Genomic DNA, 21,392 nt, shown 5'->3' with positions numbered 1-21,392 from the left:
TATTGGGCATTATTTTGCTCCTAGTTCTTTTTTGTACAAATAGTCAGCGATCTTGAAAATTGCATAAGTTTGGTCTCTGGCAACCGGATTTAAGAAGTGTCCATTTGTTATTTTGTCGATTTGCCTTCCAAGCTGAACTGAGTTCGTTCGGAATTTTAAACCATCGAAATTCACAATCCAACGATTTCCAGGTCTTCCCTCTGTCCTGCGAGTAATATATAAGCTGAGAACTCCCACTCATCCAAGCCTTCCCGTTACTATTAACAAAAGCAGCATCAATCCAGCTGCTTTTGCCGAATACTACTTTCTGCCACGACTTGCCGTGATCTCCAGACCAGAAAACAAAGTCTTGCCTCCCTCCCTCTTGAATAAAACCAGAGATCATCAGGGTGTCTTCTGAGAAAAAATTCACTCTCTCAAACGTCTTCCCCGAATTGGAGAGACCAGGCCCGAACGAGCCGAAAGGTCCAATGTGCCACGAGTCTCCGAGCTGCTTCGAGTAGTAGGTGTTTCCCGCTCTAGTAGCAACCCATATTTCCTCCGACGGAGAAATTCCAACTTCGGAGAAGCCGCCGGAAATTGTTAACCGAGCGGGGTCTCTGTCCTGGCAGAAGGTCTCCAGTGACAGAAGATTTAAGATTAAAATGTAAAAGCTTTTTTCATAACGCAAGCTGATTGCTTCGATCATTATCTATCTCTAGCCCGAAGATGAAAACACAAAGCAAAATCCTTAAACAAGAATGAACAGATATGGCGTTTTAGTAAAATAAGGCGAATCATGGTTACGAGTGAATATTAATTTTCGTCCAATCCGTTCAAGAGCCTGAAAAACTACTCAACGGACTAGAGCTCCGGTTCTCATTCTTATTAAGCACTCTAGCTGCCACTAATGTAGTAGAAAAGAGCCAATAACGAATAATATACTTAATCAAACACAAATAATATGAGATGCGTTCTCTCTCCTGACTTACCTCACTACCTTCCCTGTCTTGTCAACATAAAACCATTCTTTGCTTTCCCACGTTGAATGCTCGTCTCCGGGAAAGGCTTTTACGGTTCTGCAGTTGACGCTCACCTTCGCTTTACCGTTTTCAAAAGGATAAGCGCAGTCAAACTTAGGCTGGATCAGCACTTCAGAAGTTAACGAATCAACGTAGCCTATTTTTCCATTTTCAATGATCCGATAAGTCCCCTCGCTGGTATAGTCAGGACCATTGTCCAAGGGGTATATGTTATAAATATGCTTCCCTGTTTTATCTATCAGTACAAAACCCGGGTCTGCAACTATCCCATATTCAGTAATGGTGTCTGTATAAGCGGCATAGTAATCTCCTAAAACCTTGTTGCCCTTTTCGTCGAAGTACGCGTACATCGACGTTGTAGTATCTCTTTTTAGTACTAATGGGGAAGGCACATCCCCCGAGCGACAGTCGCTCAGTGCCACAAAGCAGAAATAAGCAAGGAATTGCAGAGCGTATTTATTCACCTCGTCTTCTTTAAATAGTAGCCGCAGTAAAGCCCGTAGTACTGTTTAGGATGATTTTCCCGCAACTATTAAGCCTGCACTAAGGTAAGCAATAAAGGAAAACTGTTTGAGCAGCTGCAACGAAACAGACCACCTGTACAATCTTTGCCGATCCTGTGTAAGGCAAAAACGCATAGCTGCGGTCATTCAATAACTTCCATTTTACAGCCATTGCTATAGCTCGTCCTGGTCAAATTCCTGGCTTCCGGATCAGCGTCTCCATTTCGGTTACAAATGTCCTTGATCTGGTTATGAAGCAAAGGAACTGGTTCGCGACCTTTGTTTTGTTCATTAATTAATCATTAATCTCATGGAAAATCAAATTGGATTGTCAACAAACAAACAGCCCGTAGCGCTGGTAACGGGTGCTAATCAGGGTGTAGGCTTTCAAATCGCAAAAGCGCTGGCCGCAAATGGATATACGGTATATGTCGGGTCACGCAAGCTGGGTAACGGGGAAAAGGCTGCCGCGGAGATCGGCACTAATGCCATTGCGACTGAGCTCGATGTCACGCAGCAGTCCACCATCAGCGCAGCCGCAGCACAAATTGAAAAAGAGCAGGGACACCTGGATCTGCTGGTAAACAATGCAGGAATATCGCATGCGGGCAAGCCCGGACGTACAATGGAGGAGATATTGGCGGATGGCCGGGCGACTACTGCCTCTCTGGATGAGGTGCGGGCTGTTTGGGAGACTAACGTCTTCGGTGTTATTGCCGTTACTCAGACATTGCTGCCTTTGCTGCGTAAATCATCAGCAGCCCGTATCGTAAATGTGTCAAGCGGCCTCGGCTCTCTAACCTGGATTACTGACCCCGACTGCTGGGCGAGGGAACATTTCAACGTGGTTTATGCAGCATCTAAAACGGCTCTCAATGCCGTCACCGTAGCTTTTGCGCTAGAACTTGAAAAAGAAAACATCAAGGTTAATGCAACCAGTCCCGGCTTTACCGCCACAGCGCTGAATAATTTCCAGGGCACTGATACGGTTGAAGTTGGCTCACGGGAACCGATCAGGATGGCCTTAGATACAGATGGGGGTACCGCCACGTTCACAGGTCCTGACGGTCCTATGCCCTGGTAGTGCTCGATACCATTATCAACTTACCCTTCCCATCATTAAATTTCTGGCCGGTGACTCTTACAGTCGCCGGTCATTATTATTATCTTTAAGAATGAAAAGCGAAACATTAGCGATCAGGAAGCTGGAATCTATATCGGAGATACACCGTATGCTGGGTCTCCCCGGTTCTGTTCATCCGCTGATTACCTTGTTGGACCAAGGGCAGATCGACATGCGCCGGCTTCCCACCAGCTATGTGGCATGCTTTTATAAGATCTCTTTCATTACCAAACTAGCCGGAAAGTTCAGGTATGGCCAGGGCTACTATGATTTTAACGAAGGCAGCCTCTTGTTCACCGCACCCAATCAGGTAGTAGGCGGGGTAGATGGATATACGGGCAACGAGGGCTACTCACTAATCTTCCACCCGGATTTCCTGCAAGGCTTCCCCCTGGCCCGGAAGATCAAAAACTGCGGATTCTTCTCTTATGCAATCAACGAGGCGCTTCATCTGTCTGAACAGGAAAGACTCACTATGCTTTCTATCTATAACATCATCCGGGAAGAAATAAACAGCCGGATTGACGACTTCAGCCAGGAGGTGATTATCTCGCAGATCGAGTTACTGCTCAGTTATGCAAAGCGCTTTTATAAGCGGCAGTTTTTAACCCGGCAGTCGGTCAACAGCGATCTCCTTCAGCAGATGGAAAAATTGCTGGACGACTACTTTGGGGAAGAACAGCCGATACAGAATGGCGTACCTACTGTCCAGTACCTGGCCCGACAATTAAACTACACGCCCAATTACTTAAGCGACATGCTACGTTCGCTGACAGGCCTGAATGCGCAACAGCATATCCATCAAAAGCTCATTGAAAGGTCTAAAGAATTGCTCTCAACAACAAACTTAAGCGTAAGCGAAGTGGCTTACAAGCTAGGGTTTGAGCATCCGCAGTCTTTCAGCAGGCTGTTCAAAATCAAAACGGAGGTTTCACCGGCACAATTCAGATCGATCTTTAATTGATGATATCAGCGCATAAAGACACTTGGCAGGATATTCAGGAGCATAGGCTAAGCCAATTACTGCTTCAAAGCTGCTCAATATGCTTGAACAACTTTGAATTCAGATGACGCTCTTTCAACCACAATTTTATCAGGACAAAGTACATCTTTTAACCTGGAACTCACTTTTCTGTTTACTCACAAGCTTAATAAAGCGGCTTAATTTATACCCGGTATAAGCATAAACAAAGCTTAGTCATAGAAAATTATTTTGCCCATAATCGACCTTCCTGAGTAAACCTCCATTTAAAGTACGCGTCCAAAACATGGAGCGACTTTTCGTCGGGAACAGGCGACGCGTGCGGGTCTGCGTTCAGATACATTAGTTGCTCGCTTTCTCCCGTAAATGCCGGCCAGCGCGGTAAACCCTGCCTATTTGGATCCCCATATTTAGCAAAATTGGTCCAATAGCTGCTGATAATGTCAGAAAGCTTCAGATCCGTTTCAGTTGTTCGGGGATTATCCTTGTCCAATGTCATGAAAACATAAGGGATCTCTTGCCCGTGCGGAGAACCCAAGTCATTTCTCGGCGAATCTTTTTGGAGGTTGGGATGCTGGTCGAAATAGTATAAAAAAACATTCGACTTTCCTGTTTGTGATTGCAGACGGGCCCAGGTCCACGTGTGCCAGCCAAAGGCTGCGTCGCGCATTAAGTTCCGCGCAGTTCTTGGCACGCGGTTCTCGCCAACAGGGTAAGCTTTTATTAAGGTATCAGCGAACTTACCGAAGCGCTGACGAACGTTGGCAATATATTCTTCCGGCGTTCTTTCTCGTGAGAAACTAGCCCCTTCATCCGAGTTATACCCAATAAGCACAGCAACATCGTTATAATTGCCTTCTTTATATAGTTTATACTGGTCGTCCGGTATCACATATCCGTCAATAATTGGCCATGCACCTCCCATTCCTGGCTCGCTTGGCAAGTCTTCAGCCTTAAGCTTGCGCAATTCAGCAATTGACGAAACACCTGCTTTTTGTAAAAATTCGTTCCCGCTGGCTTCTGCCTGTTGCAGGGTCTTCATATTTTCCCCCGGATAGGTTGTTGGCCGCGTAGGGCCAAATGAACCGCCACTTTCAGAAATAGCTCCACGAAACAACCCTTTAGCCAGGGGTGAAGCACAGAGCATGCTGACCGAAATTCCTCCGGCCGACTCACCAAAAATCGTTACTTTTTTAGGATCGCCGCCAAAAGCAGCAATATTGTTCTTTACCCATTGCAATCCTGCAATCTGGTCAAGTAATCCATAATTCCCTGAAACCTTGTTAGGATTTTCTGCGCTCAGCTCAGGATGAGCCAGAAATCCCAACTTCCCGACTCTGTACGCAATACTTACAACGACAACGCCTTTTTTCGCTAAATGCTCCCCAGTGCATACCGGTTCGGCAGTTGAACCAAAACTAAAACCGCCACCATATATCCAAACCAGGACCGGCAGTTTTTCCTTTGACGACTTGGCTGGAGTCCATACGTTCAGATAAAGGCAGTCTTCACTTTTACCTGCCGGTGGATTTCCGCCCTGATAAGGCGAGGCTGCAAATACTGTTGTCTTTTTGACTCCCTCCCATTCAGCAACAGGCTGGGGAGCTTTCCATCTGAGGTCTCCGACAGGCGGCGCAGCAAAGGAAATACCCTTAAAAACAGTGATACTGCTTTCTTTCGTTCCCTGCACCAAACCACCCTTCACCTTTACTATATCTATCGTTTTTTTTGAGCAGGACATTATCAAGCCTAAGAATAGCAATGAGACAAATATTGGTATAGTTTTCATTTTTAATAATTTAGGTTATTTACGACGAATTTTGTCAGGACCAGGCGACGTGGATGGGCATTTCGCATCAAAGTACTTTCCATACCTGAATGGATATGTAACCATCTTTAACTTCCGGTTTACAAATAAAAATAGCATTATTCAACCAGGCATATTTCGAGTCTATAGGTGCTTCAAATTTGGGAGCTGCCCTGAAATAAAATTCAGGAGGTCCAGAAGCATTCTTTTCTTTCGGTGCATAAATTAATCCTGCGTTTTGCACTTGAATTAAAACGCCATCATCTGTTTTAATGGTGTAAATAGCGTTTAGTTCAGTACGAGTGCCGTTCATGCCGACATACTGATAGTCCGCGCCCCCTTTAAGTACGGTTCCTTTTATGCGAGGACCTTCAAATGTTCCTCCTGAGATTGGAATAATGATGCGTTTACCATGAACAGTAGCTCCTAAATCGACAGGTTGCTCAATGGTCACTTTCAATTCACAAATAAATTCTAGCTCGGGCTTAATAAATTGCTGTGGAGCTAAGGCTTGGGGCGGCACACCAAATTTTTCTGCTACCGCTTCGGATTTGTAATTACTGCTACCTCCATGATCAATAGTTTTAGATTTTACCACTTGAGCATAACTGGTGGTAAGTGTAAACATCAATACCAGAACGGCTAATTTTATTTTATCCATCTGATTTATTTTAAGCATATTTATTAATACTAAAAGAGCTCGTAACAGTTGGCATCTTATCGATTGAGATTTCAAAGTTCCAGCCTAACACGCTACTGCAATGTCTATCAACTGAAAAAACTTACGGGGCTTCATTCGATCTTCTTTGACAAAACGTCCTGATAAGCCGGCTTTCTTTTCGAACATTCTTCATTTTTTTGTTTAGGTCGGCTGCATTCTTTTAAGACTTTACTGTCTGCCATAAAAACAAGAAACATTCCTTTCCGTCCGGGGTAATGATTGACAATGGTTTAAATTCAAGCGTCTAGACTCCGGCTTCTTAAAACTGGCGGAAACTACTTCGCACGCGTAACTGCGCATCTGTATTTTATCAACGTGAGGCAATTTACAAAACAATTCAAAACATCAAGCTCTTTTATTCGGCTAATTTGTCTGCTGCAAAGTATGTATCTCAAGTATTTCTGCCGGTATTATACTTGTGGCTGACGAATAAGGTCTTATCATGTCTGCAGCTCACTTCTAAGTTACTACCGCAGCATGCAAGCATGAAGAAACGAGTGTTTGTACCACTACAGTTTCATTCCTACTGTTTGAAGCCGATGCCAGCAACCGTTTCAGTTTCTATTTCTGAAAGACGATCGGTAGGGCGAATTTTACGTTAACATCTTTTCCGCCTTGCTTTCCCGGTTCCCATCTTGGCATTAAATTAATAACTCTTATCGCTTCCTTGTCTAATGAAGGGTGGACACTCTGTACAATTTGTGGCTGTACCACTTTACCCTTATTATTTACGACGAACATTACAATCACTTTTCCACCGATGCCCTTCTTTTCTGCATCAGAAGGGTAGCGAATGCTGCTTGCAATAAAACGGGATAAAGCCGGGATACCGCCTGGGAAAACAGGTGCAACCTCGATTGACTTTAATTCATAAACAGGCTCTACGTCTTTGAAACTTACTGTTCTAACTAGTTCGTTCTGATTTATTAATTTCCCATCTGCATCCCATTCTGTCAGTTTTATCACAGAATCATCTTTGAATATAGTTTCTCTTTGTTTAACCCCATTTTCAAACCACCATGTGAAATCGCCGTTTCTTATATCGGGACTTAAAGACTTATAGTGGCCTTCCATTTGAATTTTTCCACTAGGATAAAAATCCCTGACAAAGTAAAGGCTTTTGATATCGTCTCTTTCAACAACTCTGTAGTAATATCTATTACCTTTGTCTGTCTTTTCCCATTTACTGTTATACCAAATTGTATCCACATTTCGGGCGAAAGAAGCTTTCATACTTAATAGAAATAATGCTAGCAGTAGTATCCTCATAACGTGGTGACTGACGGTTAAGAATTTGCGAAAATGGGAGAATAAAGGCTATTAGTTGTCGTCCTACAAATAGGTTAGTTAAATATCGGAAATTTCGAAAATACGTTATACAGTTTTTCTTCAAAAGTAAGGGTAAGTTTTCCGGACTGCGTCGGAGATCAAGATGCGAAGAAGCCTAGGCCCAAAGATCCATCTGCATACCACAAAAAAAGCCGCTTCTCGTAAAAAGCGGCTTTTTTTGTGGTATCAGCTGGAATCGAACCAGCGACACAAGGATTTTCAGTCCTTTGCTCTACCAACTGAGCTATGATACCATCCCGTAGTTGGGACTGCAAAAATAGAGTTTTTTATTAAACTGTCAAGCAGGGAAATAAATAAAGCTGTTCAGATTTATTTTTCCTTCTCCACTTAAAAAGATTTTTCTCTATGTTTACGGCAACTTTAGGGGTGTCCTTTTAACGGACTGAGATAATACCCTTTGAACCTGATGCAGTTAGTACTGCCGAAGGGAAAAGTGACGGCAACGCTGTTCGCGTTGTTCTTTCTTTCCTTACACGGGGACATTCCTACAGTTAAGATCTTAACGCATCATATGGAAGTCACCGTCAATCAACAGATTTACAACGTTTCTGGAAATTGCAGCATTAAAACCCTGCTTACCGATGTACTCTCAGGTCCCACGCATGGCCTTGCCGTTGCCGTGAACGAAAGCATTGTCACTAAAGCTGACTGGGATACTTATTCCCTAAATCCTGGCGACCAGGTCATTGTCATTAAAGCTACACAAGGAGGATAGATCATCCCAGACGAATCTGCAGAGCAATGCGACTAATCGTTATATCAAATCCGGCTGAGGTCTGCGATGAAGCACTGATCATGAACGATCTGTTTGCTGCAGGCCTTTCCTGCCTGCATGTGCGTAAACCCGACTGGTGTGAACAGCAGTTAAGGGTTATGCTCAAACAGATCCGGCCTGAGTACTATCGCAGCATCTCGCTGCATCAGCATCATCATCTGGCTGAAATGTATGGCATTAGGCAACTTCATTATACAGAGGCAGCCAGAGCGCAGGTCCGTCCGGCAGACTTAGTCCGCTTGCAGGAAAAGGGCTTCGTCCTCAGCACATCGCTGCATGAACTGAGCAGACTCGAAGAGCTCGGCCTGTTTGATTACTTCTTTTTCGGACCGGTTTTCAACAGTCTTTCAAAGCCCGGCTATCACAGTCGGCTTACCCCTGAATTCAGCCTTGCAGGCTCTCCCCGTGCTGATAACATTGTTGCTCTTGGTGGGGTGGAAGCAGCAAGGGCGGATAGCCTCAAGGCCATGGGATTTAAGGCTGCGGCTGTTCTCGGTGCCATATGGCAGAAGCCGGAAAAAGCAGTGGCGACTTTTCTGGAACTGCAAAACTTATTTCTTGATAACACTGATAAAGATGATTGACAGACTTCAGTATATATCACAGCCCTCAGCGGAGGGCTCTCACCTCGCATCTATAAGAAAAGCCCTCGAGGCAGGCTGCCGGTGGATACAGCTGCGGATAAAGGATGAACCAGCCGAACGGATCCTTCCTCAGGGTCAGCAGGCCGCCGAGCTCTGCAGACAGTTCGGCGCCCGCCTTATCATTAATGACCACCCAGACATTGCCGTAAAAGTGAACGCCTATGGTCTTCACCTTGGACTGGACGACATGCCTGTCCCTGAGGCCCGGAAGCTAACAGGGAAGCAGCTCGTCATAGGAGGCACAGCCAATACCCTCCGGGATATCGAACAAAGAGTGGCTGAGGGAGTAGACTACATCGGCCTGGGCCCCTTCAGGTTTACCACTACCAAGAAAAAGTTAAGCCCGATTTTGGGGATTGAAGGATGTACCAGGATTATGGAGCAGGTTCGGCAGCGCGGCATCCTGGTGCCTGTTATTGCCATCGGAGGAATTGAGGCAGCCGATATCCCGGCAATCATGACAACGGGCATATACGGAATAGCTCTTTCCGGAGCCATCACCCGGAGTGCCGACGCTCAGGTGCTGGTAAAGGAGATCGTTCAGTCCCTCGGCAAGCCTCTTCATTCATCTATAAATCACTAAATACTCAACCTATGTTAAAAATTGCAGACACCATTCTGAATTCACGACTATTTACCGGTACCGGCAAGTTCAGCTCGCCGCAATTAATGGAAGAAGCGCTTCTTGCCTCTGGCTCGGAGCTGGTCACCGTCGCCTTGAAGCGGGTGGACATGTGCAAGAACGAGCAGGACGACACCCTGCTCCACCTCCGGCACCCGCATATTAACCTGCTCCCCAACACCTCAGGTGTACGAAATGCCAGGGAAGCAGTCTTCGCTGCACAGCTGGCGCGGGAAGCACTGGAAACGAACTGGATCAAGCTGGAGATTCATCCCGATCCCAAATACCTTCTTCCTGACCCGATTGAGACACTGAAGGCAACTGAAGAACTGGCTAAACTGGGCTTTATTGTCCTCCCCTACATCCATGCCGACCCGGTACTCTGCAAGCGTCTTGAAGATGCGGGTACAGCGGCGGTAATGCCTTTGGGCTCGCCAATAGGGAGTAATAAGGGATTGAAAACGCTCGATTTTCTGGAGATCATTATCGAGCAGAGCAACGTTCCTGTTGTGATCGATGCAGGTATTGGGGCGCCTTCTGATGCCGCAAAAGCAATGGAAATCGGTGCTGACGCAGTGCTGGTGAACACCGCAATTGCCGTTGCAGGTGATCCTGCTCAAATGGCGGCGGCCTTTAAGCTGGCGGTAGAGGCAGGCTGGCTGGCCTACGAGGCAAAATTAGCAGGTATGGTATCTGGAGCTGTGGCGAGCAGTCCCTTAACTTCTTTTCTGGATGAATAACTTTACAGACATCTTCAACACCTATAGCTGGGAGGATACCAGCAGAAGCATTTACTCGAAAACCGCCGACGATGTATTAAAGGCCCTCTCTGCCCGCAGGCGCAGCCTGGAGGATTTTAAAGCACTGATCTCTCCGGCAGCTGCTCCCTATCTGGAGCAAATGGCGCAGATCAGTCGGCAATTAACGCAGGAACGCTTCGGCAAGGTGATACAGCTCTATATCCCGCTGTATCTCTCGAACGAGTGCAACAACATTTGCACCTATTGCGGCTTTAGCTACGACAATAAACTAAGGCGAAAGACACTCTCGCCCATGGAGATTATGCAGGAGGTGGCCGTGATCAGGGACATGGGCTATGAGCACGTGCTGCTGGTGACGGGCGAGGCCGCTCAAACGGTGCATGTCGACTACTTCAGGAAGGTACTCCGCCTGATAAAGCCTCATTTCTCTCAGATCTCGATGGAAGTACAACCAATGGATCTGGATGAGTACAGGGAGCTCATTGGTGAAGGCCTGCACGGCGTGCTGGTTTACCAGGAGACCTACCATCGGGATGACTACAAAAAACATCATCCAAAGGGAAGAAAATCGAACTTTGAGTACAGGCTGGAAACTCCTGATCGTCTCGGCCAGGCAGGCATCCACAAGATGGGACTGGGGGTTCTTATCGGGCTGGAAGACTGGCGTACGGACTCGTTCTTTACCGCTTTACACCTTAGCTACCTGGAGAAACGATACTGGCAGACACGCTACAGCTTGTCCTTTCCGAGGCTGCGGCCCTTCAGCGGCGGAATGGAACCTAAGGTTGCTATGAGCGACCGCGAGCTTGTACAGCTCATTTGTGCCTGGCGTCTTTTCAACCAGGAAGTGGAGCTTTCCCTTTCAACGCGGGAATCGCCCAGGTTCCGCAATAATATCCTTAAATTGGGCATTACAACAATGAGCGCAGGCTCTAAAACAAATCCAGGGGGCTATGCTGTTGAAGTGGAATCACTTGAGCAGTTTGAGATCTCGGATGAGCGGAGTGCGGCGGAAATTGCAGGAGTGATAAAGGCGCAGGGCTACGAACCTGTATGGAAGGACTGGGACGCCTGCCTAACATCTTGAAAAACCATGTTACTGAAAGACGAGCATAAAAGATATAACAGGCAGATGATCCTGCCCGAACTGGGGGTTGAGGGGCAGCTGAAGCTGAAAGAAGCAAAGGTCCTAATGATTGGTGCAGGAGGCCTGGGCTGTCCGGTGCTCCAATATCTGGTAGCAGCAGGTGCAGGGACGATCGGCATTGTTGACAACGACGTGGTAGATGAGACCAACCTTCACCGGCAGATCCTGTACTCTTACGCAGACATCGGGACAAAGAAAGCATTGGCCGCGCAGAAGCATCTGCAGGCACTTAATCCCTATGTGGAGGTTCTTGCCTTCCCTGAGCGTATCGGTCCTGATAATACCACCGCTCTAATCGAACCGTATGATCTGGTTATTGACGGATCCGACAATTTCCCTACGCGCTATCTGGTGAACGATACCTGTCTGGCATTGGGAAAGCCGCTCGTATTTGGCTCCATATTCAAGTTCGAGGGGCAGGTCTCCGTTTTCAACTACCAGGGCGGCCCCAGCTACCGTGACCTCTTTCCTGAACCTCCCCAATCCGGAGAAGTACCCAACTGTGCAGAGATAGGAGTTATAGGGGTGCTGCCCGGTATCATTGGGTGCCTGATGGCTAATGAGGCTGTTAAAGTGATCTGCGGGATCGGCGAAGTACTATCGGGCAGACTCCTTGTGTTCGACGCTCTCACGAACCTCAGCAGGACTTTCAGGTTCGCGCAATCTGCATTAGCTCCGGTTCAAACAGGCAGGCCTTCTGCAGCAAGCTGCTCCTCCCCCTTGCAGGAAACGGAGGAAATAGACATGCGGCTGTTGAATGAATGGTTGGAGAGCAGTCAGGAGGACGTCCATCTTATCGACGTGCGCGAGCCATATGAGTTCGAAGAGTACAACATTGGCGGTATCAATATCCCGCTGTCAGATTTAAGCTTAGAAATAGAAAAGCTGCCTGAAGAAGGGAAGATCGTTTTCTGCTGCGCCTCAGGGCAGCGCAGTAAGATGGCAGTAGCAATGGCGCGCCCGCTCTCTAAAGCGGAACTCTTCAATTTAAAAGGCGGCATAGCTGCTGCAGCGGGACCAGAGTAGCAGGCTCATCTTTCAACTGATCTCTTTTCCGCGAAAAGGCCAGTCCCGGCTTAGCCGTGCTTTGATAAAATACACCAGACAGCCGGTAGAGATAGCGACGAGCCCGCCGAGCACCATATTGAAGCCTGTTGAGATCAGGATAATTGCCCACATGACAATCGCAAGGTAAACCGGCAGCGGGAACAGAGGCATCTTATATGGAAAATGTACCGCCCTCCGCGACTTTCGCAGCAGCAGAAGACCGCAGGCCTGCGAAATAAACTGGATCAGGATCCGCATGGCCAGAATGGCGCTGATCACGTCACTGAGCCTGAACAGCAGGCTGAACACAAAAGCGATACCGCCCAGGACCAGAAGCGAAACATACGGAAAGTTTCCCCTGGGGTGGAGTCTGGAAAATACTTTGAAGAACGCACCATCAACGGCCGCGGCATAAGGGATTCGGCTATAGCCCAAAGTAGCTGAGAATACAGAAGCGAAAGCAACAAGGAGTACCAGGCAGGTAACCACCTTTGCAGCCACCGGTCCTGCGAGCTGCTGCATGAATGCGCTGATCACGAACTCGCTGTCTTTGGCTTCCTGCCAGGGGATCACACTAACCACGCTTACGTTCATGGCCAGGTACAGCAACGCAATACCGGCAATAGAGAGGAACATGCTTCGGGGGATATTCCTCGAAGGATTGACGATCTCACCACCCAGATGACAGACATTGTAATATCCAAGATAGCTATATACGCTCTTCACGCTGGCAAAACCCAGCGCAGTAACGAAGCCGTAGTTGATGTCCAAACCCTCATTGATGTGCTGAATCGGGCTAAGAAAATTGCCGTGCAGCAGTCCCCCTCCAATGATCCAGAAGAGGGTGACCAATACTGCCCCCCACAACAAAACGGTTGTCTTACCTATGTCCTCAATCTTCCGGTAAAGGAGCAGGATAACGGCAATCACCAGTCCCCCGCTTACAGCTTTCGACTGCAGAGGCGACAAGGGCATCAGGTAGGAGAAATAAGATGCAAAGCCGATAGCAGCCGAAGCGATGACCAATGGGGCCTGTATCATCGTCTGCCACACAAACAAAAAGCTCATCAGCTTGCCGGCTCCATCTTTTCCGTACGTTTCTTTGAGGAAGTTGTACGACCCGCCCGCTCTCGGAAAAGCTGCACCGAGTTCGCTCCAGACCATCGCGTCTACCATCGAAAGCACGGCACCTGCTACCCAGGCATACAGAAAGTACGGTCCGTTCATCATGGCGATGACCATCGGCAAGGTAATAAAAGGCCCGATGCCGACCATATCGGTCATGTTGATAGCGGTAGCCTGCAGGAGGCTTAAACGTCTTTGTAACGAGGTTTCAGACATGCAATTTGCAGTTAAGTTCTCCTGCAGGCAGGGATAACTCAAAAGTAGGATAATCGGGCAGAAACGGGCTTGATATCCCGTTATTTGACCCTACATTCACAAAGATGATTGCAACAGCAGGTCAGATGTTCGATAGTTTTACATCTAAGTCCTTAGACTGAGCTGATCTTGTTACGTTCTTGCCAAGCTTTATCATCTTTTGCTCAAATAGCCGGAATGAAAGAATCGCAACCACGACTGAAAGGATTATAACAAGGCTAAAGGCCAGATAAGGGTTGTCGATATGAACTTTGGCAAGCGCAAAATGGATGAATATGTAAGCAACAGGATGAAGCATATAGATACCATAAGTAGCTTCACCGAGGATACTCAGAGGACGACTGATAAATTCAGCTAAATTCAGCTCGGATTTGTAAAAACACAGAACAATAATAACTACGAGCGCCACAAAGACAATTCGTCCAAGGCCTGTTACTATCGAAATCTGGTCTCCACCGAACGGCAATAAACTAAACAGAACACAAGCAGCGAGCAGCAGCGTACTGCTGATTTTCGGATTGATCCTGACGTTGCGAAAGTTGTAATACATAGCAATGCCCGATACGTAAAGAAAAAAGTTATTGAAGGGATTGATATATACCGACCACTGCCTGGCAAGAGGGATGCGGGGATCTAGAAAATAAAACGCAAAAAGTGCACCGATGCTAAGGCTGAGGACAAAAGAGATATTACCGGCCCATCTTTTGTAATTGTACAGGGCGAATATGAATGGTGTTAGTACATAGTAAACCATCTCATTCCCAATCGACCACGCTCCGGTTGCTATGCAGGCATCGGGATCGAAAAAGCCAAAAAGTGTAGTGATATTGATCAGGAAGAGCTCCCAGCTGAAAACCCGTGTCTTTACAAAGAAAGCGACTGCCGTAAGCGTTGTAGCTATCCATAGTAAAGGCCATATCCTGAAGAGTCGCCTGACTAAAAATCTCAGTATGGTTTTCATGTCCTTAACGTAATGATGATATGCGATCGCCACGCTCAGACCTGACAACACAAAGAAAATAGATACGCCATAGATTCCGAGCCGGCCCAATACACTCGACGCATCCTTCTGCTGGAAGCACCAGTAGCTGAGGTGGTAAAACATGATGGATAATGCGACCAGGCCTCTAAGCCAGTCGAGCGACTCAACTCTTGATTTTGATAAGGACGGCATTATATCTGAGTTAGGAGATACAGCGAAATAAAATACGCCTGTAAAGCTAATGCATTTAACCTTAAAGTAAAAGTATTACTTGACACGGACTACTAAACAAGCGGAACCATTCTAAAGTGGAGTCCCATCTCCTCATTTACTTTCCTATCTTTACCGTTCAAACTTTCGAATGCCGGTGAAGATTAGGTTACTGTTCATTTTGTTCTTTTGCCTTGCTGTTTCGGCCTATGCAGACAAAGACACCGACGCAACGGTGCGCGAGCTTACCGAGGCGGTAAGAAAAAAGAAACGTACTCCCGGCAAAAAGAGCAGCGTATTACTACCCTTAAGCGACTGCTCACACCCGGCATACCTGCGCTGGAGAAGTATCAGATCAACAGGAATCTATACCAGGAATATAAGAAGTTTAAGATAGACACTGCGGTATTCTATGCCAGCCAGAACCAGGAAATAGCGCAGCAGCTCAACAGACAGGACCTGCTGCTGGCAAGCCAGCTGCAGCTCACCAACCTTTACTCATCTCTTGGCAAGTTCCTCGAAGCAGAGCAACTGCTGCATAGTGTCAGTAGCAAGCCTATCCCCCGCCCGCTGCTGGCCGACTATTACGAGGCAAAGATCCAGTTCTATGAACATTACGCAACGAACAGCTACAACCAGTCGTATGTTATGCTTATCCGGAATTACCGGGATTCGCTCCTTCGGGTACTTCCAGTGCAGTCCGTCCGCTATCGGATCAACCATGCACAGCAATATGTCTCCAGGGGAGACCTGAAACAGGCACAGGATATCCTGCTGCATCTAATGAAATCCTCGAAAAGCACCGAGGCCGACTACGCCATGATCACCTACCTTCTTGCACACAGCTACCAGATGCAGAACAGGAGCGACCTGGCGGTGAGATACTACGCACTTTCTGCTCTGGCTGATGTTAAAAACGCCATAAAAGACAATGCCTCCCTACAGGATCTGGCTCTGATCTTTTACCGGAAAGGTGATCTTGATAAAGCCTACCTCTATACGCGGTCAGCGATTGAAGATGCCATCTTCTGTAACGTTAAGTTCAGGACCTTGCGGATATCAGAGCTGTATACCATCATTAACCGGGCATACATGGAAAAAGAAGGTCGGCAGAAAGACCAGCTTCAGCTTTATCTGGCACTGATCAGTATCCTGTCAGTCTTTCTGAGCCTCGCTATTGTCCGCGTCTACAAGCAGATGAAAAAGGTTTCCCGTATCAAGGAAGAACTCCGCCTGTCGGGCGAGGAGCTGATCAGACTGAACAGGGAGATCAGTGAAAAGAACCTTCACCTGAGCGAGATTAATGCAAAGCTTTCAGAAGCAAACCAGGTGAAGGAGGCTTATATCGCGCAATTCTTTGACCTGTGCTCCACTTATATCAACAAGCTGGAAGACTACCGGAAGATGCTCAACAAAAAAGCAAATGAAAAGCACCTGGACGAGCTGCTCAAGATGCTCCGCTCCACTTCTGTTGCCGACCATGAGCTCGAGGGCTTATACAAGGTCTTCGACAACATCTTTCTCAGCCTGTATCCCAACTTCGTTACCGAGTTTAACGCGCTGCTTATTCCGGAAGAGCGGATAGTACTTAAGCCGGGCGAACTGCTTAACACGGAACTGCGCATATTTGCCCTGGCTCGGCTCGGCATTACGGATAGCGTGAAGATCGCTGCATTCCTCCGCTACTCGCTGAGCACCATCTATAACTACCGGACAAGAGCACGAAATAAAGCTGTCGTATCACGCGATGACTTTGAAACGCAGGTAATGAAGATCGGTATGTTGCCGGCAAATTCGTAAAAAGCGCGTTTTCCGCACTACTTTTTTCAGGCATCAAACACCGCCATCCTTCCTAAATATCAGCACCTTACGTCTTACATCCTACTACTTTTTACATTCCAGTCATTTCAATCATCATCATATCCTGTTAGCTTTACCCTTGAACACATATATAAACCCAATACCTACTATTGTTATGAGAAAAGCGTATATCAACGCATGTAAAATTGTCAAGTCCATTATGCTGACCTTCATGCTCGGGGTGTCCGGAGCTTACGCACAAGGTCCGGCAGCAGTATATCTGGACGACACAAAACCGATTAATGAGCGGGTAGAAGACGCCCTTCAGCGGATGACCCTGAAGGAAAAAATCGCCTTTATCCACGCACAGTCGAAATTCAGTTCACCAGGTGTGGCGAGACTCGGCATTCCCGAAAACTGGACCACAGATGGCCCTCACGGAATTCGCCCTGAAGTATTGTGGGATGAATGGTCACAGGCAGGCTGGACTAATGACTCCTGTACAGCTTTCCCGGCGCTTACCTGCCTGGCTGCTACCTGGAATAAAGACATGTCGCTTCTCTATGGCAAGTCGCTTGGAGAAGAAGCCCGCTATCGCAATAAGAATATCTTGCTGGGCCCCGGTATCAACATTTACCGCTCGCCTCTGAACGGACGTAACTTCGAGTACATGGGTGAAGACCCGTTCCTATCGTCTAAAATGGTGGTACCGTATATCAAAGGAGTACAGCAGAACGGCGTGGCTACCTGCGTGAAGCATTTCGCCCTGAACAACCAGGAAACAAACCGTCACGGGGTGAACGTAGTGGTTGACGACCGCGCGCTGTATGAAATTTATCTCCCGGCCTTTAAAGCTGCGGTGCAGGAAGGCGACACCTGGTCGATCATGGGTTCGTACAACCTCTATAAAGGACAGCATTGCTGCCATAACCAGTACCTTTTGAACGATATCCTCCGCAAGGAATGGGGTTTCAAAGGAGTGGTGGTATCAGACTGGGGCGGCGTGCATGACACCCGCCAGGCAATCTTCAACGGACTGGACCTTGAGTTTGGCTCATGGACCAACGGTTTGACGGAAGGAAAAAGCAGCGCTTATGATGCCTATTATCTGGCTGATCCCTATCTGAAGCTGATCAAATCGGGAGAAGTTGGCACGAAAGAGCTGGATGAAAAAGTGCGCCGCGTGCTGCGTTTGTCATTCCTCACCACCATGAACAGGAACAGACCTACTGGTTCATTCGCCACAGAAGAACATGCGCTCGCTGCCCGTAAAATCGCACAGGAAGGCATTGTACTCCTTAAAAACAAGGGTAATGTATTGCCAATCAACCTCAGCAAGACTAAAACCATCGCCGTCATCGGCGAGAATGCGATTAAGATGATGACCGTTGGTGGCGGAAGCTCTTCACTCAAAGCAAAATACGAGATCTCTCCACTGGAAGGAATCAGAAACCGTGTTGGCAATGAGGCAACAGTGATTTATGCAAGAGGCTATGTGGGTGACACAACAGGCAACTATAACGGGGTAGCCACCGGGCAGAACCTCGCCGAAAAGCGTTCATCAGCAGAGCTTCTGGCAGAAGCAATTGAGCTTGCAAAAAAAGCAGACGTAGTGATCTTCTTTGGAGGACTGAACAAGAGTGACAAGCAGGATGCTGAAGGCTACGACCGTGAAAGCCTGGGACTCCCCTACAATCAGGATCAGCTGCTCACCGAACTGGCAAAAGTGAACAAGAACCTCGTGATGGTAAACATTTCGGGAAATGCTGTTGCCATGCCATGGGTAAATCAGGTACCGGCTATTGTTCAGGGCTGGTTCCTCGGCTCCGAAGCAGGTAATGCATTAGCGTCAGTACTGGTTGGCGATGTAAATCCTTCAGGAAAACTCACCTTTACCTTCCCCGTAAAGCTGACAGATAACGGGGCACATGCTGCAGGCGAGTTTCCCGGCAAGGACGAGGTGCACTACAAGGAAGGCATCTTTGTAGGCTACCGCTGGGCCGACAAGCATAAGATCAAACCGCTGTTTGCTTTTGGTCACGGCCTAAGCTACACGACCTTCCAGTATGGCAAGGTAACAGCTGATAGAAAATCGATGAGCGCATCCGACAAGATCACGTTCTCAGTGAACGTAAAGAACACAGGATCGCGTGAGGGCGAAGAGGTGGTACAGCTCTATATCAGCGACCTCAAGTCATCTCTGCCCCGTCCGGTGAAAGAACTGAAAGGGTTCGAAAAAGTATCGCTGAAGCCCGGCGAGCAGAAGACCGTTACATTCACCATCGATAAAACGGCCCTTAGCTTCTTTGACGACGCTAAGCACGAATGGGTAGCTGAGCCAGGCGACTTTGAAGCCCTGATAGGTGCCTCTTCCGCAGACGTAAGAACAAAGGCCTCATTTAAATTGAACTAAACACACTCTTAATAGCTCCGTTTCCGGACGGAGCTATTTTTTCTAACTCCCTGCAGCCCTTCTTCTCCCCTTGTCTGAGATCAAAAACCGGATTGAACGACGACAGGGATTACTTCCGGACAGCAGCCCAAATAAAAAGAACAAGAAAGACCGCTACCGGAGTAACGGAGGTAACGGTGAACTTGAACCGTTTTGAATGCAGGTTATACATTGCGTAAACAAAGAGGCTGAGTTGCAAAATGACGGCAGGAATTGTCAACAGTTCCACCACTACTCCCGTAGCTATGAAGGAAGTCAAACGATTAACCTCCCCGCTCAGCAACAGAGCAAGGTATAGCCCGGAAAGTGTACTAATGAGCAAAATTTTTTTATCCATCGCAATGAGGTTTTATTTTTCTTTATCAGTTACTGTAAGTTATACTACATCTGTTACTGCCGGCTTACAACGCCCTCCTCGGCTTTATTCCACTCATAAACAGCCTCTTAATTAAATACAGAACATAAATATGACTTATCCAACGAAGGTCAACGGACCGGGGTTCGACAACACCGCTTGCTGGGTAAGCAGGCTTTCGCTTTCCAAGTCTAGCGGGAGGAGAAACGCAGCTATTTACTACCTTGCTCCGAAACAAACATCTTTACAGAATTTCTCAACACCTACATATTTCAAATGAAAAGAACACTATTCGCTTTCAGCATCCTGCTGGGCCTTCAGAAAGTAAGCGCCCAAAGCCTCGACAAAATGCAGTGGTACAATGAACCCGCAAAATGGGAGATCAGGAACAACAGCCTGATCATGACCGTGACGCCTAAAAGCGATTACTGGCGGATCTCCCATTACGGCTTTACAGTTGATGATGCTCCCTTCTATTACGGCACTTATGGTGGCGAGTTTGAAGCCAAAGTAAAACTAACCGGTGCGTACAAAGCGCGCTTTGATCAAATGGGACTTATGATCCGTACCGACCACAAAAATTACATCAAGACGGGCGTGGAGTTCGTAGACGGAAAGTTCAATGTAAGTACGGTGGTCACGCACGAAAAGAGTGACTGGAGCGTAACTACTCTCGAGAAAGTCCCCCCTTACATCTGGATCAAAGTGGTACGCCGGCTGGATGCAGTAGAGATCTTCTACTCTCTAGATGACAAAAATTACATCATGACAAGAAATGCCCCCCTTCAGGATAATGCTCCTGTTATGGTGGGTCTGATGGCTGCCTGTCCTGATGGCGACGGCTTTGAGGCTAAATTCGAGAATTTCTCGGTGAAGCATCTTCCGGACCAGCGCCGCCTGGAATGGCTAAAAAGCCATCAGTAAGAACAAATGGGGCCGCCAAGGCGGCCCCATTTCGCGCTCATTAAAAACATAAAGCGTAACCACAGGAAGATCGTAAAGTGCTTTGCAGCTACCGTCCCCCAGCGATTCAAAAAAAGGAAAAAATATAGTCGCCTATCTGTTGCTTCCACGGATAAATCAAGAGAGTTGCTAGACTGAGAAGAATATACGATTTTGTTAATCCTAATTCAGCGCGTCGAGATGATCTAAAGCCGCAAAAAGCGAAGATTAACAAAACAATAACCAACGCACCCCATTCCTGAATAAAGAGATTAAGGGGCAGTTGTTCTACTCTCGCCGCATACTCTCCTTCTCCGTACACCGACCAATAAATGAGAGGGATAAAAAACACGTAGGAAAGCGACAATAGTACCACTGTCAGCACTAACGTCAGGATAAAATGCACGCGTGGCAACGGCGCCAGATAAAGGTCTTTCAACATTTCAATCCCCAAAAAAACCCAAGCAAGTTATTCCATTCATCCTGAGACCGGATAGGCGGAAAGTCAAAGCTATATTTATCTTTTATTTCAAGCTCGCCGCCTGTAAACACATTTTTTATTCCTTTCAAATAGTAGTGTAAGTGTTGCACCAGATCGGAAATCGTGTTCAACAAGGGAAGCTTGCTTACAGCGGTTTCCCAGTATAACGAAGACAGCTCGTTCTTAAGGTTGGTATTGGCAATCCAATATCCATTCAGGATAACCTCGCGGAATCGAGTTGCAAGTTGATGGCCTGCTTTCATATGTTTAGTTCTAACATCAAAAC

20 protein-coding genes, 1 tRNA gene and 1 riboswitch are annotated in these 21,392 nt (G+C 47.2%); of the genes, 11 read left to right on the top strand and 10 right to left on the bottom strand.

The annotated features are described in order from the left end of the window. Positions 1-43 precede the first annotated feature (43 nt). Entirely contained in the window at positions 44-688 is a 645-nt protein-coding gene (locus tag ACES2C_RS11265; RefSeq protein WP_374163209.1) for a WD40/YVTN/BNR-like repeat-containing protein, read from the bottom strand. Between the two features lie 279 nt (positions 689-967). Next, positions 968-1,486 (bottom strand): WG repeat-containing protein, encoded by a 519-nt coding sequence (locus tag ACES2C_RS11260; RefSeq protein ID WP_374163208.1) that lies wholly within the window; start codon positions 1,484-1,486, stop codon positions 968-970. Positions 1,487-1,835: 349 nt separating this feature from the next. Here ACES2C_RS11260 and ACES2C_RS11255 point away from each other — a divergent pair, with 349 nt between their 5' ends. Together ACES2C_RS11255 and ACES2C_RS11250 are read left to right on the top strand one after the other, a co-directional pair. After that, positions 1,836-2,609, top strand: a complete 774-nt coding sequence (locus tag ACES2C_RS11255) for an SDR family NAD(P)-dependent oxidoreductase (RefSeq protein ID WP_374163207.1) — start codon at positions 1,836-1,838, stop codon at positions 2,607-2,609. A gap of 91 nt (positions 2,610-2,700) precedes the next feature. After that, entirely contained in the window at positions 2,701-3,612 is a 912-nt protein-coding gene (locus ACES2C_RS11250; RefSeq protein ID WP_374163206.1) for an AraC family transcriptional regulator, read from the top strand. A gap of 244 nt (positions 3,613-3,856) precedes the next feature. On the opposite strand, the gene ACES2C_RS11245 is transcribed toward ACES2C_RS11250, so the two are convergent. The 4 genes from ACES2C_RS11245 to ACES2C_RS11230 form a co-directional block, all read right to left on the bottom strand. Continuing rightward, positions 3,857-5,371: a carboxylesterase/lipase family protein gene (locus ACES2C_RS11245; protein ID WP_374163205.1), complete on the bottom strand. Its 1,515-nt coding sequence runs from the start codon at positions 5,369-5,371 to the stop codon at positions 3,857-3,859. 115 nt (positions 5,372-5,486) lie between these two features. Next, positions 5,487-6,098, bottom strand: a complete 612-nt coding sequence (locus ACES2C_RS11240; RefSeq protein WP_374163204.1) for a DUF3237 domain-containing protein — start codon at positions 6,096-6,098, stop codon at positions 5,487-5,489. A 621-nt stretch (positions 6,099-6,719) separates the two neighbouring features. Then, complete coding sequence (locus ACES2C_RS11235; protein ID WP_374163203.1) at positions 6,720-7,391, bottom strand: TonB family protein; 672 nt, start codon at positions 7,389-7,391, stop codon at positions 6,720-6,722. Positions 7,392-7,668: 277 nt separating this feature from the next. After that, a tRNA-Phe gene (locus ACES2C_RS11230) sits at positions 7,669-7,741 on the bottom strand. A 119-nt stretch (positions 7,742-7,860) separates the two neighbouring features. Further along, positions 7,861-7,955, top strand: a riboswitch (TPP riboswitch). Between ACES2C_RS11230 and thiS the strand changes: the two genes are divergently transcribed. From thiS to moeB, 6 genes are all read left to right on the top strand, one after another. After that, on the top strand, positions 7,915-8,223 hold the full coding sequence (gene thiS, locus ACES2C_RS11225) for a sulfur carrier protein ThiS (RefSeq protein ID WP_374163202.1): 309 nt from the start codon (positions 7,915-7,917) through the stop codon (positions 8,221-8,223). It overlaps the preceding riboswitch by 41 nt. A gap of 26 nt (positions 8,224-8,249) precedes the next feature. Beyond that, entirely contained in the window at positions 8,250-8,867 is a 618-nt protein-coding gene (locus ACES2C_RS11220) for a thiamine phosphate synthase (protein WP_374163201.1), read from the top strand. Next, positions 8,860-9,510: a thiamine phosphate synthase gene (locus ACES2C_RS11215; protein WP_374163200.1), complete on the top strand. Its 651-nt coding sequence runs from the start codon at positions 8,860-8,862 to the stop codon at positions 9,508-9,510. The genes ACES2C_RS11220 and ACES2C_RS11215 overlap by 8 nt, the downstream gene beginning before the upstream one ends. Before the next feature lie 11 nt (positions 9,511-9,521). Next, the gene (locus ACES2C_RS11210; protein ID WP_374163199.1) at positions 9,522-10,289 is read left to right on the top strand and encodes a thiazole synthase; all 768 of its coding nucleotides are present in this window, start codon (positions 9,522-9,524) and stop codon (positions 10,287-10,289) included. Further along, the gene (gene thiH, locus ACES2C_RS11205) at positions 10,282-11,397 is read left to right on the top strand and encodes a 2-iminoacetate synthase ThiH (RefSeq protein WP_374163198.1); all 1,116 of its coding nucleotides are present in this window, start codon (positions 10,282-10,284) and stop codon (positions 11,395-11,397) included. Before ACES2C_RS11210 ends, thiH begins: the two co-directional genes overlap by 8 nt. Before the next feature lie 6 nt (positions 11,398-11,403). Beyond that, complete coding sequence (gene moeB / locus ACES2C_RS11200) at positions 11,404-12,483, top strand: molybdopterin-synthase adenylyltransferase MoeB (protein WP_374163197.1); 1,080 nt, start codon at positions 11,404-11,406, stop codon at positions 12,481-12,483. A 12-nt stretch (positions 12,484-12,495) separates the two neighbouring features. On the opposite strand, the gene ACES2C_RS11195 is transcribed toward moeB, so the two are convergent. After that, entirely contained in the window at positions 12,496-13,845 is a 1,350-nt protein-coding gene (locus ACES2C_RS11195; protein WP_374163196.1) for an APC family permease, read from the bottom strand. Between the two features lie 121 nt (positions 13,846-13,966). Then, positions 13,967-15,058 carry an acyltransferase family protein gene (locus ACES2C_RS11190; RefSeq protein ID WP_374163195.1) on the bottom strand — a complete coding sequence of 364 codons (1,092 nt, stop codon included), beginning with the start codon at positions 15,056-15,058 and terminating at the stop codon, positions 13,967-13,969. A gap of 207 nt (positions 15,059-15,265) precedes the next feature. Between ACES2C_RS11190 and ACES2C_RS11185 the strand changes: the two genes are divergently transcribed. Together ACES2C_RS11185 and ACES2C_RS11180 are read left to right on the top strand one after the other, a co-directional pair. Next, a complete protein-coding gene (locus ACES2C_RS11185; protein ID WP_374163194.1) occupies positions 15,266-16,876 on the top strand; it encodes a DUF6377 domain-containing protein in 1,611 nt (536 codons plus the stop codon). Between the two features lie 175 nt (positions 16,877-17,051). Beyond that, positions 17,052-19,289, top strand: a complete 2,238-nt coding sequence (locus ACES2C_RS11180; RefSeq protein ID WP_374163193.1) for a glycoside hydrolase family 3 C-terminal domain-containing protein — start codon at positions 17,052-17,054, stop codon at positions 19,287-19,289. A gap of 109 nt (positions 19,290-19,398) precedes the next feature. Here the strand turns inward: ACES2C_RS11180 and ACES2C_RS11175 are convergent, their stop codons facing one another. Next, entirely contained in the window at positions 19,399-19,665 is a 267-nt protein-coding gene (locus tag ACES2C_RS11175) for a hypothetical protein (protein ID WP_374163192.1), read from the bottom strand. Between the two features lie 294 nt (positions 19,666-19,959). Between ACES2C_RS11175 and ACES2C_RS11170 the strand changes: the two genes are divergently transcribed. Beyond that, positions 19,960-20,607, top strand: a complete 648-nt coding sequence (locus ACES2C_RS11170) for a DUF1349 domain-containing protein (RefSeq protein WP_374163191.1) — start codon at positions 19,960-19,962, stop codon at positions 20,605-20,607. Between the two features lie 453 nt (positions 20,608-21,060). Here ACES2C_RS11170 and ACES2C_RS11165 read toward each other — a convergent pair whose 3' ends face one another. Continuing rightward, positions 21,061-21,369, bottom strand: coding sequence for a hypothetical protein (locus tag ACES2C_RS11165; protein WP_374163190.1), 309 nt, complete (start codon positions 21,367-21,369; stop codon positions 21,061-21,063). Positions 21,370-21,392: the final 23 nt, after the last annotated feature.

This window comes from Arcticibacter sp. MXS-1, from assembly GCF_041902385.1.
GTDB lineage: Bacteria > Bacteroidota > Bacteroidia > Sphingobacteriales > Sphingobacteriaceae > Arcticibacter.
The sequence above is the reverse complement of the archived record's forward strand: the minus strand, read 5'-3'. Positions and strand labels throughout refer to the sequence as shown.

Coding starts and splice junctions, on each gene's coding strand:
- ACES2C_RS11265 (WP_374163209.1), bottom strand. CDS start 688: ATGATCGAAGCAATCAGCTTGCGTTATGAAAAAAGCTTTTACATTTTA.
- ACES2C_RS11255 (WP_374163207.1), top strand. CDS start 1,836: ATGGAAAATCAAATTGGATTGTCAACAAACAAACAGCCCGTAGCGCTG.
- ACES2C_RS11250 (WP_374163206.1), top strand. CDS start 2,701: ATGAAAAGCGAAACATTAGCGATCAGGAAGCTGGAATCTATATCGGAG.
- ACES2C_RS11245 (WP_374163205.1), bottom strand. CDS start 5,371: ATGTCCTGCTCAAAAAAAACGATAGATATAGTAAAGGTGAAGGGTGGT.
- ACES2C_RS11240 (WP_374163204.1), bottom strand. CDS start 6,098: ATGGATAAAATAAAATTAGCCGTTCTGGTATTGATGTTTACACTTACC.
- ACES2C_RS11235 (WP_374163203.1), bottom strand. CDS start 7,391: ATGAAAGCTTCTTTCGCCCGAAATGTGGATACAATTTGGTATAACAGT.
- thiS (WP_374163202.1), top strand. CDS start 7,915: ATGCAGTTAGTACTGCCGAAGGGAAAAGTGACGGCAACGCTGTTCGCG.
- ACES2C_RS11220 (WP_374163201.1), top strand. CDS start 8,250: ATGCGACTAATCGTTATATCAAATCCGGCTGAGGTCTGCGATGAAGCA.
- ACES2C_RS11215 (WP_374163200.1), top strand. CDS start 8,860: ATGATTGACAGACTTCAGTATATATCACAGCCCTCAGCGGAGGGCTCT.
- ACES2C_RS11210 (WP_374163199.1), top strand. CDS start 9,522: ATGTTAAAAATTGCAGACACCATTCTGAATTCACGACTATTTACCGGT.
- thiH (WP_374163198.1), top strand. CDS start 10,282: ATGAATAACTTTACAGACATCTTCAACACCTATAGCTGGGAGGATACC.
- moeB (WP_374163197.1), top strand. CDS start 11,404: ATGTTACTGAAAGACGAGCATAAAAGATATAACAGGCAGATGATCCTG.
- ACES2C_RS11195 (WP_374163196.1), bottom strand. CDS start 13,845: ATGTCTGAAACCTCGTTACAAAGACGTTTAAGCCTCCTGCAGGCTACC.
- ACES2C_RS11190 (WP_374163195.1), bottom strand. CDS start 15,058: ATGCCGTCCTTATCAAAATCAAGAGTTGAGTCGCTCGACTGGCTTAGA.
- ACES2C_RS11180 (WP_374163193.1), top strand. CDS start 17,052: ATGAGAAAAGCGTATATCAACGCATGTAAAATTGTCAAGTCCATTATG.
- ACES2C_RS11175 (WP_374163192.1), bottom strand. CDS start 19,665: ATGGATAAAAAAATTTTGCTCATTAGTACACTTTCCGGGCTATACCTT.
- ACES2C_RS11170 (WP_374163191.1), top strand. CDS start 19,960: ATGAAAAGAACACTATTCGCTTTCAGCATCCTGCTGGGCCTTCAGAAA.
- ACES2C_RS11165 (WP_374163190.1), bottom strand. CDS start 21,369: ATGAAAGCAGGCCATCAACTTGCAACTCGATTCCGCGAGGTTATCCTG.